Origin of the sequence: Jeongeupia sp. HS-3, from assembly GCF_015140455.1 — a bacterium.
Taxonomy (GTDB): domain Bacteria; phylum Pseudomonadota; class Gammaproteobacteria; order Burkholderiales; family Chitinibacteraceae; genus Jeongeupia.
The window spans coordinates 715,603-730,265 of the sequence record NZ_AP024094.1; the positions used below are offsets into that span (position 1 = coordinate 715,603).

Sequence of the window (14,663 nt, forward strand, 5' to 3'; positions counted from 1 at the left end):
GTCGATGCAATGGATGCTGGCGCAGAAAGCGCCAGTTCACGCCCTGCCGCGAGCGATGCGCAGCAGGGTGGTGATCAGGGTTCTAACGCCGGGTCATGTCGGCCCAGACCTTGTTCAGCCGCTTGAGCGACACCGGATACGGTGTTTTCAGCTCTTGGGCAAAGAGGGAGATCCGCAGCTCTTCGATCATCCAGCGGAATGGCAGCAAGGGCGTGGTGTCGCGGCCTTCGCGCTGCCACTTGTCGAGCTCGGATTCCCAGCGCAGCCACAGCTCGGTGATTTCGGCGTTGCGCTGGCCATCCCGTTGCGGATTGGCAACGCGCTTTTCCAGTCTCACCCGCATGGCTTTCAGGTACAGCGGCAAGCGGGGCAGTTGCTCCCACGGCGTTGCGGCCAGGAATCCTTTGGACACGAGTTTGCCGAGCTGTTGATTCAGTTGCTGGCTGATGTTGCCGGCCTTGCCCGCCGCCAGCACCATCGGTACATACTCGGCGACCACGGCCGCTAGCGTGCGGACCACCGCATCGCGCACGCTCGGCAGGCGCACCTTGGCGCGCGATTTCTGGTTGTCGAATTCCTTCTTGCTGCGCGGTGCGTCGTCGTCGCCGATAAAGGCGCGATCGCAGATTGCCGCGACGATATCCGTCATCAGTTCGTCGGCGTTCTGCGTGGCACGGAGCGCGATCGCGTGCTGCTGGAAGTTGGGCACCGATTTTTCCAGCTGCTTCACGTGCTCCTTGAGCTCGAAGCGCAGCAGCTGCACCACGCCTTGCCGGTGTGCTTCGGCTGCGGCGTGGGCGGTATCGAACAGCCGGATCGCGCATGTGTCTTCATCGGGCACCAGCGCCGGGTAACCGGTGAGCTTGCGACCGTGGCGCTTGAAGGTGAGCTGCTCGGGCAGATCGCCGAAGTCCCATTTCACGATGCCGCTCTTCTCGATGCCGTTGTCGTCGGCGTCATCGCGGAACGTCAGTTGTGCTGCTTCGCCGAGCTGCGCGCGGATCGCGATCAGGTCGCGCCCGCTGGCCAGTTCCTGGCCGGCGTCGTCGACGACGCGGAAATTCATCAATAAATGCGCCGGCAGCACGCCGGGGTCGAACTCGTCGGCCGACACGGTCAGGCCGGTACCACGGTTCACCGCGTGCGCCAGTTGCGGCAGCAGCGGCGCCTCGCGGTCGGCCTTGTCGAGCTCGCCGAGCATGCGGGTGGCGAATTCGGGTACCGGCACGCAGACGCGGCGAATCGCTTTGGGTAGCGATTTGACCAGCAGCGTCACCTTCTCGCGCAGCATGCCCGGCACCACCCAATCGAACACCGCATGGTTGACGCGGTTGAGTTGATGCAGCGGCAACGTCAGCGTCACGCCGTCGAGCGGGTGGTTGAGCTCGAAGCGGTAGGCCAGCGGCAGCTTGGCCTCGGCGAGCTTGAAGAACGCCGGGAATTGATCTTCGGTCACCGCGTCGGCGGTGTGGCTCATCAGGAATTCGCGCGTCAGGTATAGCAGCTGCGGATTATCCTGCTCGGCCTTCTTGCGCCATGCCTCGAAGCTCGCGCCGTTGACGATATCGGCCGGGATGCGTTCGTCAAAAAAGCGATACAGCGCTTCTTCGTCGACCAGCACATCCTGCCGGCGCGCCTTGTGTTCGAGCTCTTCGATTTCGAGCAGCAGCTCCAGGTTTTGGTCGAAGAACTTGGCCTTGGTGTTGTAGTTGAAACGAACCAGCGCTTCGCGGATAAAAATTTCGCGCGCTTCGACCGGGTTGATCCGGCCGTAATGAACCCGGCGGCGGTTGACGATGGGCAGGCCGTATAGCGTGACGCGCTCGCTCGCCATCACCTGCGCGCCGGCTTTTTCCCAGTGCGGCTCGAAGTACTGCTTCTTGCTGATATGGGCGGCGATTTTCTCGACCCATTCGGATTCGATCGCAGCAACACCGCGCGCGTACAGCTTGGTCGTTTCGACCAGTTCACCGGCGACCACCCATTTCGGCCGCGATTTCTTCAGTGCCGATCCAGGGAAGATATTGAACTTGATCCCGCGGGCGCCAAGGTATTCGTCGTTCTCGGGCTGCTTGAAACCCAGGTTGCCCAGCAGCCCGGTCAGCAGCGCCTTGTGGATTTGCTCGAAGGTGCCGGCGCTCTCGGTCTTGCGCCAACCGAGGTCGTCGACAATATCGGCAAGCTGGCGGTACAGATCGCGCCATTCGCGCAGACGGATGTGCGAGAGGAAATGCGCATGGCAGACCTCGACCAGCTGTTTGTTTGAGGTTTTCTCGGCGACGGCCTTCTCGAAGAACGCCCACAGGTTCAAATAGGTGAGGAAATCGGATTTTTCATCGACGAACTTCGCTTGCGCGCGGTCGGCGGCATCGCGGGCATCGAACGGCCGATCGCGCGGGTCTTGCACCGACAGGCCCGAGGCGATGATCAGCACTTCATGCAGGCAGGCCTGTTCGTGACCGGCGAGCAGCATCCGCGCTAGGCGCGGGTCGACCGGCAGCCGCGCCAGCTGCTTGCCGACCGGGGTCAGCTCGTCCTGATCGTCGACGGCGCCGAGCTCGTGCAGTTGCTGGTAGCCATCGGTGATCAGCCGGCTCGATGGCGCTTCAAGAAAGGGGAAGGCGTCGACCTTGCCGAGCTTGAGTGCCGCCATGCGCAGGATCACCCCGGCGAGGCTAGAGCGGATGATTTCCGGATCGGTGAACGGCGAGCGCAGGTTGAAGTCTTCTTCCGAGTACAACCGCACGCACACGCCACTCGACACCCGGCCGCAGCGACCGGCGCGCTGGCGGGCCGACGCCTGCGAGATTTTCTCGACCAGCAGCTGCTCGACCTTGGCGCGCGTGCTGTAGCGGTTGACGCGGGCATGGCCCGAGTCGATCACGTAGCGGATGCCGGGCACGGTGAGCGAGGTCTCGGCGACGTTGGTCGCCAGCACCACGCGCCGGCCATTGCCGGGCCGGAAAATTCGTTGCTGGTCTTCGTTCGATAGCCGTGCGAACAGCGGAATCACCTCGGCGTCGCGCAGCTTGGCCTTGCGGAATGCTTCGGCGGTTTCGCGGATTTCGCGCTCGCCGGGCAGGAACACCAGTACGTCGCCGGCGCCATCGTGACGCCACAGGTGTTCGACCTCGGCGACGATGGCTTCTTCCATCTCGATCTCGGCGTCGTCCTCGTCGCGGCTTTCCAGCGGTGCGTAGCGCACTTCGACCGGATAGGTACGGCCAGAGACTTCGAGCACCGGTGCGCCGTCGAAGTGTGTGGAGAAACGGTCGGCATCGATCGTCGCCGAGGTGACGATGACCTTGAGGTCGGGCCGGCTCGGCAGCAGTTGCTTCAGATAGCCAAGCAGGAAGTCGATGTTGAGGCTGCGTTCGTGCGCCTCGTCGATGATGATCGTGTCGTAGGCGGTCAGGTAGCGATCGGACAGCGTTTCAGCGAGCAGAATGCCGTCGGTCATCAGCTTGATATAGCTGTCGCCGCTGGATTTCTCGGTGAAGCGCACCTTGAAGCCGACGATGCTGCCGAGTTCGGATTTGAGCTCCTGCGCGATGCGGGTCGCCACAGAGCGCGCGGCCAGCCGGCGCGGCTGGGTGTGGCCGATCAGGCCGTTGATGCCGCGACCGAGCTCGAGGCAGATTTTGGGTAGCTGCGTGGTTTTGCCCGAGCCGGTTTCGCCGCAAAGGATCACTACCTGATTGGCGGCAATCGCCGCGCGGATCTCATCGCGACGCTGGTTGACCGGCAGCGATTCATCAAACTCGGGCACCGGCAGCCGTTCGCGCCGGCGCGCGGTCTTGGCCGCGGCTGCGGTCAGCTCGCGCTCAAGGTCGGCCTCAATGCGATCGATCGGTTTGCCGCTACCGCGGCGGGCATCGAGCGTGGCGAGTTTTTTTGCCAGCAAGGCGCGATCGCGTGCCGGAACTTGGGCCAGAAGATCGGCGAGAGAAGAAGGAGCGGTCATCACGGCGCGGCATGGGTTGCGTAACCGCGCATTTTATCATGCGCACCCGGCCGCACTCCGGATGCTTGGATTTGTACGTCGCCTAGCAGGAAACGCGTGCAATGGATTGCAAACGGCTGCTTACGGCGCTGCCTGCAACAGGATCAACGTCAGGCTCTGCGTGCTGCTGCTGATGATGCACGCTTCACTCAGCAAAATGGCATTGCCGCCCGGTACGGTGAACCGGGTCTGGCGTTGCAGTTCGCCTTCGCCCGGTAGTAGCGGCGTACCGGCAATGACATCGATCGGTCGGCCCAGGAGCGCAGCCGGCGGGGTATTCAGAAACTCGCACGCGCGCAGATTGGCGAATTCGATCTGTGCATCGCGCACCAGCAGGAAGGCGCAGGGTAGGGCGTCGGCAATATCGCCGGCCAGCGGGTCGGTCAGCGCCAGGGCGGCTTCGGCTGCCTTGACGTGGCTGATGTCGATGGCGATCGACAGGATATAGACTTGGCCGTCGCGCACCAGCGGTTGCTTGGTGATGTCGAACCAGTGGGTGCGACCACTGGGCAAGGTCCAATGGTCGACGACGCGGATGGTCTGGCCGTGCTCAAGCACTTCGGTGTCGCCGGCAGTAAACGGCAGTGCGTCGTCCTCCAGTCCCATGTGCGACTGCACCAGCAAATCGTGCCCGAGCGTGGTTTGCGTGGCGCGGTTCACCAGCAGGAAGCGGCCGTGCCGGTCGCGTACGAAAATCAGATTGGGGCTGACATCGATAATCTGATTGACGAAGAGCTGTTGCTGAAACAGCGCTTCTTCGGTGTCCTTGACGACACTGATGTCGCGGATCAGCGCGATACATTCGCGCGCGCTGCGCGGCATGATGCGGACTTCAAAAGCGCGGGCGTTGCGCTCCTCGTTACCGATGCTGTATTCAAAGTGCTGCGGCTTGTTGCTGCTTTGGACCGCAATCAGTGCTTCGAGATACTGGCGGGCGATGCGGGCGGGGAAAAGCGAGGAGATGCGGTTGTTGCCACCGCCCGGTGCCGGGTGCTGCTCCAGATTTTGGGTGTTGAGCGACAGCGCGGAGCGGCTGGCGTAGTCGATTTGCCAGACGAGATCGGGCAGGCAGCGCGGCAGATCGACAAAGTTGTCCGTTGGTACGGCCGGGGTGGCGGGGCGGCGGGCGACCCAAAGCAGCACCAGCGCGCAGGCGGCCAGCGCAAGCTCGAGCGCCAGCAGGCTAGCCGTCGCAGCGGGGCCGGCCTGTACGTGGATCAAGGCCAGTAGCAACACGATGCCGGCTGCGGCCAGGGTGGAAGGGAGAGGCAGGGTGCGCATGCCGTGGTAGCGCCTGTCCGAAGTGTCGAAAACGACTAGAGTGTATCGGGCTACCCTGCAGCTTGACCATTCGGCGGGCCCATAGTGGTAACGGGCTGCAACAACCGGCGCGCGCAAATGCAAAAAGCCAGCTTGCGCTGGCTTTTTGCTGTGTTTTGGCGGAGCGGACGGGACTCGAACCCGCGACCCCCGGCGTGACAGGCCGGTATTCTAACCAACTGAACTACCGCTCCGCAGCGGTCTCGCTATCCCTTTGGGTAAAGGGTGATGGTGGGTGATGACGGGGTCGAACCGCCGACATTCTGCGTGTAAGGCAGACGCTCTACCAACTGAGCTAATCACCCGTTCGTCAAACGAGGAGCGCATTTAAGCATGTGAATTTTCAGTCGTCAACATCTTTTTGAAAAATAAGCAGTTGAACGGCGGATCTTGAACGCGGTGGCGGCTGTAACAAGCTTGGGGTATAAAAACGAGGAACTTTTCACCTTTATGTAATGTTTGGACAAGACAAGTGTTGCGAGTTTTTGCACTGAATCGTCACCGGCTTACGCTGGCTGGCGTCATCCCGGTCATGGAGCTGGGGTTGGTCCTGCTGATTGCCTGGTTGGCAGCAGGCTTTTTCTGGCAATTGTTCGCGCCGCGATCGACGGCCCCCAGTCTGACGCCACCTTTGCCGCCGCCGCCCGCGCGCGTGCGGGCCTGGAATGGTGCGTCTTCGTGGTTTGGCGTCTCCGGCGCCAACGAGGCCGCCGCCAGTACCCTCTCTGCTCGCCTGGTCGCGGTGATCGCGGGAGATGACCGCAGTAGTGCCGCCATATTCACTGGTATTGAGGCCAGCGCGGTGGCCTTGCGTGTTGGCCAGTCCTTGCAACCGGGCGTGCAGTTGGTGCGCGTGGCGCGGGATCGAGTCGAGCTGGATCGGCAGGGAAAGCGTGAGGTCTTGATGCTTGATGGCCGGGATGCGAGTGAGCCGGGGGTTTCCGGCTCCGCTCCGACCAGCCGTTCCGCACCGGGGGCGGCGCCGGCGATCGACGTGCCGGTAGCAACGCTGTTTCGCGGACAACTGGCCGCAACGATGCAGGCCGGTAATATCGCTGATTGGGCCAAAGGCCTGGCGCCATCGCCGGGAGGCGGCATCCTGATCGCCGATCCGGCGCAGCAGCCGCTGGCCAAGTCACTCCAGTTGCAGGCCGGTGACGTGCTTAAAGCGGTCAACGGGCAGAATCTTTCGCAGCCAGCCGATATGTCGCTGGTATTTACCGCGTTCAGCCAGCAGGCGCAGATCCGGCTTTCGGTGTTGCGCGGCGGCGTTCCGACCACGCTGCAGTACCAAATTCAACCTTGAAAAATACAATGAAACCCATGCTTCGTGCATCCCGCTGCTTCCTGTTTGCGAGCTTGCTCGCAGCTCATGTTTATGCGGCCGATAACAAGGTGACGCTTAATTTCGTCAACGCCGATATCGAATCGACCGTCAAAGCGGTCGGGCTGATCACCGGAAAGAATTTCCTGATCGATCCTCGCGTCAAAGGCACGATCAATATCGTTTCGGCACAGCCGGTCGACAAGGCATCGGTTTACCCGGTCTTGTTGTCGGCGTTGCGCCAGCAAGGCTTTACCGCGGTCGAATCGGGTAATCTGGTCAAGGTGATGCCCGAGGCGGATGCCAAAACCAGTGGCGGGCCGACCGAGAGTCGGGAGCTGCGCACTGCAGGCGACAAGATCGTTACGCAGGTGTATCCGCTGAAATTCGAATCGGCCAATCAGGTCTTGCCGATTTTGCGGCCGTTGGTGTCGGCCAATAACGCGATTTCGGTTTATTTGCCGGCCAATACCTTGGTGATCACCGATTATGCCGACAATATTCGCCGGCTTAACCGCATCATCCAGAGCATCGATCAGCCGGCACAGTCGGATATTTTCCCGGTTCAGCTCAAATACGCATCGGCAGTCGATGTGTCGCAGATGTTGTCGCGGCTGATGCCTGAAATCAATGCTCAGGGGGCGGCCGGCGGCGGTGTGCCGGGCGATGGCGCACGCCGCAGCAGCGTGGTGCCGGATGTGCGCAGCAACACCCTGCTGGTGCGCAGCGAGAACGCGGTGCACGCCCAGCAGATCAGGCGTCTGATCCAGACGCTGGATCAACCGGGCGCTGCTGGCGGCAATATCCATGTGGTCTATCTACGCAATGCCGAGGCCGTGAAACTGGCCGCCACGCTCAAGGGTGTGCTCACCGGCCAGGATAGCGGTGGCGGTCAAACCAGCCCCAGCAGCGCGCCCTCGCTGACAACAAGCAGCAGTACCGGCGGGATGTCGTTGCCGCCGACGAGTTCGAGTTCAACCAGCACCGGCGGCTCGGCCGCGAGCGTGCAAATCGGCGGTGTCACGGTGATGTTGCAGGCTGATCCGATGACCAATTCGTTGATCATCACCGCGCCGGACAATGTCTACAACAATCTGCGTTCGGTGATCGATAAGCTCGATGTGCGCCGGGCGCAGGTTTATGTCGAAGCGATGATTGCCGAGGTCAATGCCAGCAAAGTTGGCGAGTTTGGCGTGCAATGGCTGCTCGGTGGCGGCGGCGATAATGTTTCAGGCGTTGGCATCAGTGCCTTGGGAATGTTGTCAAACGGCATTGGCAACCTGATCAGCGGCATCGTCAACAAGGACCCCGGGGCGATTCCGGGCGGGCTGACCGTCGGCGTCGTGAACGGCAATCCGTTCAAGGAAGGCGGTAAGCAGCCGACGCTGGGGATTCTGGCCAGCGCGCTACAGAACAGTGGCGATGCCAACATCCTTTCCACGCCGAATCTGATCACCCTCGATAACGAAGAAGCGCGGATCATGGTCGGCCAGAACATCCCGATCATCACCGGTACGCAATCGTCGACCGGCAGCAATCCCAACCCGTTCACCACGATCGAGCGCAAGGACATCGGGATTGCGCTGCGGGTGAAACCGCAGGTGTCCGAGGGCGGCAGTATTACCCTGTCGGTGTATCAGGAGGTGTCGAGCATCGACAACACCGTGAATACCAATGGGGCCGGTATCGCCACCAAGAAGCGCGCACTCGAATCCAAGGTACTGGTCGATGATGGTCAGGTGGTGGTGCTGGGCGGGCTGATCCAGGATCAGGTCGACGGCGGCAGCAACAAGGTGCCGCTGCTGGGCGATATTCCGGGGCTCGGTAATCTGTTCAAGTACCAGAGCCGCAATTGGCAGAAGGTCAATCTGATGATCTTTCTGCGCCCGGTGATTCTGCGTGATGGTGCCGCGAGCAATACGCTATCGACCGATCGTTACCAGTATCTGCGCAACGAGCAGGCCGGCTTCGGCTTTGACAGCAATCCCTTCCTGCCGGATCTGCCCAAGGTCCTGTTGCCTGAGCTGCCGGCCACACCCGTCGCCGTGCCGTCGCCGGTCGGCGCGAAGGTCGAATCGCCGGCGGGTGCCGTCACGCCATGAGTCGTTTGGTGCCTTTTCATTTCGCCCGCGACCGCGGTGTTGTTGATATCGGTCGCGACGACGTCAGCGTGCAGGTGCTGATGCGCAAGGGTGCGCCGTTGTCGGCGCTGAACGAGCTGCGCCGCGTCGCCGGTAAGCCGCTCGACGTCGAGCTGGTCGATGCCGCCGACTACGAGCAGCGGCTCTCGCAGCTCTTCAGCAACGGCAGCCAGGCCGCGAGCGTGGCCGACGATGTCGAGCAACAGATCGATCTGTCGCGCTTGATTCAGGCGCTGCCCGAGATCGAAGATCTGCTTGATTCGCAGGACGATGCGCCGATCATCCGGCTGATCAACGCCTTGCTGACCGAGGCGTTGCGCGAAGGTGCATCGGACTTGCACCTGGAAGCGTTCGAGACGCGCTCGTTGGTACGTTTTCGCATCGACGGCAGCCTGCGCGACGTGCTCGAACCCAAGCGGGCGCTGCATGCGGCGCTGGTATCGCGGATCAAGGTGATGGCCGGGCTCGATATTGCCGAAAAGCGTTTGCCGCAGGACGGCCGGATCACGCTGCGCATCGCCGGTCGGCCGGTGGATGTGCGGGTCTCGACCTTGCCGTCCGGGCATGGTGAGCGCGCGGTGCTGCGGCTGCTGGACAAATCCGCCGGGCGGCTCAATCTGGAAAAGCTCGGCATGGGCGGGCGCACGCTCGAGCAGTTGCAGGCCTTGCTCAAGCAGCCGCACGGCATCGTACTGGTAACCGGGCCGACCGGCTCGGGCAAGACCACGACGCTGTACGCGGCCTTGTCGCGTCTGGATGCCAAGAGCGCTAACATCATGACGGTCGAGGACCCGGTCGAGTACGACCTTGATGGTGTCGGCCAGACGCAGATCAATCCGAAAATCGACATGAGCTTTGCCCGGGCACTGCGCGCCATCCTGCGCCAGGACCCGGATGTGATCATGATCGGTGAAATCCGTGACCTCGAGACCGCGCAGATCGCCGTGCAGGCATCGCTCACCGGCCATCTGGTGCTGGCGACGCTGCATACCAATGATGCCGCCAGCGCGATCACGCGGCTGACCGATATGGGGATAGAACCCTTCCTGCTGGCCAGCTCGCTGTTGGGCGTCTTGGCGCAGCGTCTGGCGCGGACATTGTGCCCGGACTGCCGGATTGCCTATGCTGCAGACGATGCCGAGCGCGCCGCAATGGGCTGCGATGAGGCAGTGACCTTGTATCGGCCTGCCGGCTGCCCGGCGTGCAACGAGGCCGGTTACCGTGGCCGTTCGGGCATCTATGAATTGTTGCTGGTCGACGAGGCAATGCGCAGCATGATCCACAATCGTGACAACGAGCTCAGCGTAAAACAGTATGCGATGCAACAGGGCATGTTGACGCTGCGCCAGGACGGTGAACGCCGCGCGTGCGCAGGGCAGACCAGTCTGGAAGAGGTGTGGCGCGTAACGCGCGAGCGTTGAGGAGAGAGGCATGGGACACGGATTACCCGCACCGGACGCGCGCGGTGCCTTGCGCGTACCGCTTGATTGCAAAGTCAGGCTGCGCACCGGCGACGGTTGCTCCCACTACGGTGTTTGCGCTGATTTGTCGGTCACCGGTCTGACCGTGCGCACGACGACCTTTGTCCCGCAGGCTGACGAGCTGCTTGATGTTTGTGTGATGCCGCCGTCGCAGGGCGGGCAAACGAAACCGTTGACGGCCCGCGCTCGTGTGGTGCGTTGCCATGCCATCGAAGCAGGACGGTTGTACGAGCTGGGATTGGTGATCGAAGAAATCCTGGCTTGAATTTGCTTGAATGGCCGCTCACTGCCTTGACGAGGATCCCTCTCTCTTGGGCGTTCCGGCCCGGTTGGCCTGGAAAGTATTTACCGCTTGCGCCGGCATGGCGGTCAGACCGTAGTAAACTACCGCGCCGATTGGACGTGCTGGCCTGATGTGGCCGGCATCAATCGGCATGGATTTTTTCAAGCCACAACGGGTTCACCAATGTGCTTGCCGAGCGGCGGTCAATGCCGCGCGCAAGCCTTGGTCGTGCCCGACTGCACCGGCCCCGGTGCCATGACAAAGCCTGCTCATGCGTCTTCTTACGCTAAAAATCGATATTGATACTTATCGCGGCACCCGCGAAGGGGTGCCGCAGCTTGTTGATCTGCTGCAGCGTTTCAACGCCAACGCCACCTTCCTGTGGAGCCTTGGGCCGGACCATACCGGTCGAGCGATCAAGCGGGTCTTTCGGCCCGGCTTCATGAAGAAAGTCTCGCGTACCTCGGTGCGCGAGCACTATGGCCTCAAGACCCTGCTTTACGGCACGCTGCTGCCCGGCCCCGATATCGGCAAACGCTGCGCACCGTTGATGCGCGAGGTCGTTGCGGCGGGTTTTGAAAGTGGTATTCATACTTGGGATCACGTCCGCTGGCAGGATGCAGTTGCCGGTGCCGACGAGGAGTGGACCGCTGCGGAGCTGGATGCCGCCATCGAACGCTATGTCGAAATCTTTGGCGAACCGCCGCAAACGCATGGTGCGGCTGGCTGGCAGATGAACGCGCATGCTTACCGACTCGAACAAAGACTGGGCATGCGGTATGCGTCTGATGGTCGTGGCACGCATCCGTTCTGGCCGATGGTCAGGGGGGAGCCGGTGCGGGTGCCGCAGTTGCCGACGACCTTGCCGACGCTGGACGAGCTGATCGGTGTCGACGGGCTGACGCCAGGCAATGTTCACGAGCATCTACTCAAACTGACCGAAGCCGAAACGCCTTATGGCCATGTTTACACCTTGCATGCCGAACTCGAAGGTATGAAGTTGTTGCCGGTGTTCGAGCGACTGTTGGCCGGCTGGCGGGAGCAGGGCTACCAGATGGTGAGCCTGGGCGAGCATTGTGCTGCGCTGGATTTGAGCCAGCTGCCTTATCACGAAGTGCAAATGGCCGAGATACCCGGCCGCAGCGGCACCTTGGCGATGCAGGGCCCCGTATTCCTCTGATGCACATCGGGCTCCGCCCACAAAACACAACGCCGGCACAAGCCGGCGTTGTTGCGTGAATGATCAGGCGATCTACTTCGATGCCTTGACGATATTCATCGCCGTTGCCACCACGCCGGCGACATCGCTGACGTTACCCGGCAGCAGCATGGTATTGCCTTCCTTGGCGATCTTGCCGAAGGCATCGATATAGCGCTCGGCCACCGTGAGGTTGACCGCTTCAATGCCGCCATCGGTTTCAATCGCCTTGCCGACCGTTTCTACCGCTTCGGCCGTGGCGTGCGCGACCAGGCGGATTGCCTGGGCTTCGCCGGTTGCACGGTTGATTGCCGCTTGTTTATCGCCTTCGGACAGGTTGATCGCCGCCTGCATATCACCTTGCGACTTCTGGATTGCCGCTTCGCGCTGGCCGCTGGCGAGGTTGATCTGCTGCTGTTTCACGCCTTCGGATTGGGCGATCAGCGCGCGTTTTTCACGCTCGGCGGTGATCTGCTTCTGCATCGCGTGGAGGATTTCCTGCGGCGGGGTCAGATCCTTGATTTCGTAGCGCAATACCTTGACGCCCCAACTGGCGGCGGCTTCGTCGAGCGACAGCACGACGGCGCGGTTGATGTCTTCACGTTCTTCAAACGTCTTGTCGAGTTCGAGCTTGCCGATGACCGAGCGCAGCGTGGTTTGTGCCAGCTGGGTGATTGCCAGAACGTAGTCGCTGGCACCGTAAGAGGCCAGCTTCGGATCGCGAACCTGAAAGTACAGGATGCCGTCGACCTGCAGCTGCGTGTTGTCGCGGGTGATGCAAATCTGGCTCGGTACGTCGAGCGGGATTTCTTTCAGATTGTGCTTGTAGGCGACGCGGTCGATAAAGGGCACGACGATGCGCAAGCCGGGCTCGAGCACGTCATGAAAGCGCCCAAGCCGTTCACGCACCCAAGCTTGCTGTTGCGGAACAATTTTCAGCGTCTTGGAGATGAAAATAACGACGATGACCGCGAACGCAACGGCAAATTGCAGCGACATAAATGACTCCATCAAGGTTGGGGAGGATCGATATCAAGCAAGAGCGTGTTACCGCGCTGCCCGACGATGTAATAAGACTGGCGATCCGGCTCGGCCGGCTGAACGAGCTCTGCATCCCAGTCGGAGCCACGATAGCGAACGCGCGCGCGGTTGGCATCGATCCACTGCACGACGGTGACGGTGTGTCCGAGATCGAGTGCATTGGTATTGCTTTGCTGCGGTTGATGTTGGCGTTTCCAGCGGCGCAGGCCGGCGACGGCGATCAGACTGACGACGGCGGCAATGGCAATCTGTACCGTCACGGAGAGGCCAAGCGAAGCGGCGAGCGCACCGCCGAGCAATCCAACGGCGATGGCCAGCAAATAGAACGTGCCGCTGAACATTTCCAGCCCAACCAGCAAGGCCGCGGCAATCAACCACAAGGTGAGAGGAGTCATGATGAAGTCAGATTACCCAAGGGTCGGTAAGTTCCCATTGCAACGGCATGCTTGTTGTTTCAGGTATAGCGCATCGGCATCCGGCGATGGCGGATGTAAAAAACGGCAATCCGAAGATTGCCGTTTTGCTTGAGTTTAGGCGCCGATCACTTCGATGCCACCCATATACGGGCGCAGTACGCTCGGCACGGTGATGCTGCCGTCTGCGTTCTGATAGTTTTCCAGTACCGCGACCAGGGTACGGCCGACGGCCAAGCCGGAACCATTCAGCGTGTGCACGAGTTCGTTCTTGCCAGCCTCGTTCTTGAAACGTGCTTGCATGCGGCGCGCTTGGAACGATTCGCAGTTGGAGCAGCTGGAGATTTCGCGATAGGTGTTTTGCGCTGGCAGCCAGACTTCCAGATCATAAGTCTTGGTAGCGGAAAAGCCCATGTCGCCGGTGCACAGCGATACGACCCGGTACGGCAGTTCGAGCTTTTGCAAAATGGCTTCGGCATGGCCGACCATTTCTTCCAGCGTGGCATACGATTGTTCGGGCGTCGTGATTTGCACCATCTCGACCTTGTCGAACTGGTGCTGGCGAATCAGGCCGCGGGTGTCACGACCGGCCGAACCGGCTTCGGAGCGGAAGCACGGCGAGTGTGCGGTCAGTTTGACCGGCAGCTCTTCGAACTTGAGGATGCTGTCGCGTACGGTATTGGTGAGCGAAATTTCCGAGGTCGAAATCAGATACTGCGTTTGACCGTCGGTACCGCCACGCTCGACCCGGAACATATCGTCGGCAAATTTGGGCAACTGGCCGGTGCCATAGAGCACTTCCGGATTGACGATGTACGGCGTGTACGCCTCGGTATAGCCATGCTCTTCGGTCTGGGTGTTCAGCATGAACTGCGCCAGTGCCCGGTGCATGCGGGCGATCTGGCCACGCAGTAGCGTAAAGCGCGAACCGGAAAGCTTGGCGCCGGTTTCAAAGTCCAGACCATGCGGCGCGCCGACATCGACGTGATCGCGAATCTCGAAATCAAAGCTGCGTGGTGTGCCCCAGCGGCGGACTTCAACATTGGCCGATTCGTCGTCGCCGGCCGGTACCGATTCGTGCGGCAGGTTTGGCAGCGTCAGCAGCAGGCCGTTGAGCTTGTCTTGCAGGGCGCTCAGCGCCGTTTCATTGGCCGCCAGTTCGCCCTTGAGGTTCTCGACCTCGGCCAGAATCGACGCGACGTCCTCGCCCTTGGATTTGGCAATGCCGATCTGCTTGGATACGCTGTTGCGCTTGGCTTGCAGCTCTTGCGTCGCGGTTTGCAGCGTTTTGCGTTCTGCTTCAAGCGCGGAGAAAAGCGCGGCATCAAAAGTGAAGCCACGGGCGGCGAGGCGGGTGACGACACTGTCTAGGTCGTTGCGGAGCAGATTGATATCGAGCATGGTCTTGGATTCTGTCTGTGCGAGTGATTTATTGAGGCCAGTCAGGCAATTCTACACG

The 14,663-nt window shown here is 61.4% G+C and carries 10 protein-coding genes and 2 tRNA genes; 5 read left to right on the forward strand and 7 right to left on the reverse strand.

Annotated features, from left to right (window positions below; genetic code table 11):
- Positions 1 to 82: 82 nt before the first annotated feature.
- The 4 genes from hrpA to JLC71_RS03340 all read right to left on the reverse strand — a co-directional run bounded on the left by hrpA (position 83) and on the right by JLC71_RS03340 (position 5,628).
- Entirely contained in the window at positions 83 to 3,964 is a 3,882-nt protein-coding gene (gene hrpA, locus JLC71_RS03325; protein WP_200917262.1) for an ATP-dependent RNA helicase HrpA, read from the reverse strand.
- Between the two features lie 120 nt (positions 3,965 to 4,084).
- Entirely contained in the window at positions 4,085 to 5,284 is a 1,200-nt protein-coding gene (locus tag JLC71_RS03330) for a PAS domain-containing protein (protein ID WP_200917263.1), read from the reverse strand.
- Between the two features lie 156 nt (positions 5,285 to 5,440).
- A tRNA-Asp gene (locus tag JLC71_RS03335) sits at positions 5,441 to 5,517 on the reverse strand.
- Positions 5,518 to 5,552: 35 nt separating this feature from the next.
- Positions 5,553 to 5,628, reverse strand: a tRNA-Val gene (locus tag JLC71_RS03340).
- 167 nt (positions 5,629 to 5,795) lie between these two features.
- On the opposite strand from JLC71_RS03340, the gene JLC71_RS03345 reads away from it, so the two are divergent.
- The 5 genes from JLC71_RS03345 (at position 5,796) to JLC71_RS03365 (ending at position 11,732) form a co-directional block, all read left to right on the forward strand.
- The gene (locus JLC71_RS03345) at positions 5,796 to 6,629 is read left to right on the forward strand and encodes a type II secretion system protein N (RefSeq protein WP_200917264.1); all 834 of its coding nucleotides are present in this window, start codon (positions 5,796 to 5,798) and stop codon (positions 6,627 to 6,629) included.
- 8 nt (positions 6,630 to 6,637) lie between these two features.
- A complete protein-coding gene (gene gspD, locus JLC71_RS03350; protein ID WP_236250961.1) occupies positions 6,638 to 8,749 on the forward strand; it encodes a type II secretion system secretin GspD in 2,112 nt (703 codons plus the stop codon).
- A complete protein-coding gene (gspE, locus tag JLC71_RS03355) occupies positions 8,746 to 10,209 on the forward strand; it encodes a type II secretion system ATPase GspE (protein ID WP_200917265.1) in 1,464 nt (487 codons plus the stop codon). The genes gspD and gspE overlap by 4 nt, the downstream gene beginning before the upstream one ends.
- 10 nt (positions 10,210 to 10,219) lie before the next feature.
- Entirely contained in the window at positions 10,220 to 10,534 is a 315-nt protein-coding gene (locus JLC71_RS03360; RefSeq protein ID WP_200917266.1) for a PilZ domain-containing protein, read from the forward strand.
- Positions 10,535 to 10,823: 289 nt separating this feature from the next.
- Positions 10,824 to 11,732, forward strand: a complete 909-nt coding sequence (locus JLC71_RS03365) for a polysaccharide deacetylase family protein (RefSeq protein ID WP_200917267.1) — start codon at positions 10,824 to 10,826, stop codon at positions 11,730 to 11,732.
- Positions 11,733 to 11,804: 72 nt separating this feature from the next.
- On the opposite strand, the gene JLC71_RS03370 is transcribed toward JLC71_RS03365, so the two are convergent.
- The 3 genes from JLC71_RS03370 to serS all read right to left on the reverse strand — a co-directional run bounded on the left by JLC71_RS03370 (position 11,805) and on the right by serS (position 14,605).
- Entirely contained in the window at positions 11,805 to 12,749 is a 945-nt protein-coding gene (locus JLC71_RS03370; protein ID WP_236250962.1) for an SPFH domain-containing protein, read from the reverse strand.
- 11 nt (positions 12,750 to 12,760) lie between these two features.
- A complete protein-coding gene (locus JLC71_RS03375; RefSeq protein WP_200917269.1) occupies positions 12,761 to 13,186 on the reverse strand; it encodes an NfeD family protein in 426 nt (141 codons plus the stop codon).
- 135 nt (positions 13,187 to 13,321) lie between these two features.
- Positions 13,322 to 14,605: a serine--tRNA ligase gene (serS, locus tag JLC71_RS03380; protein WP_200917270.1), complete on the reverse strand. Its 1,284-nt coding sequence runs from the start codon at positions 14,603 to 14,605 to the stop codon at positions 13,322 to 13,324.
- Positions 14,606 to 14,663 lie beyond the last annotated feature (58 nt).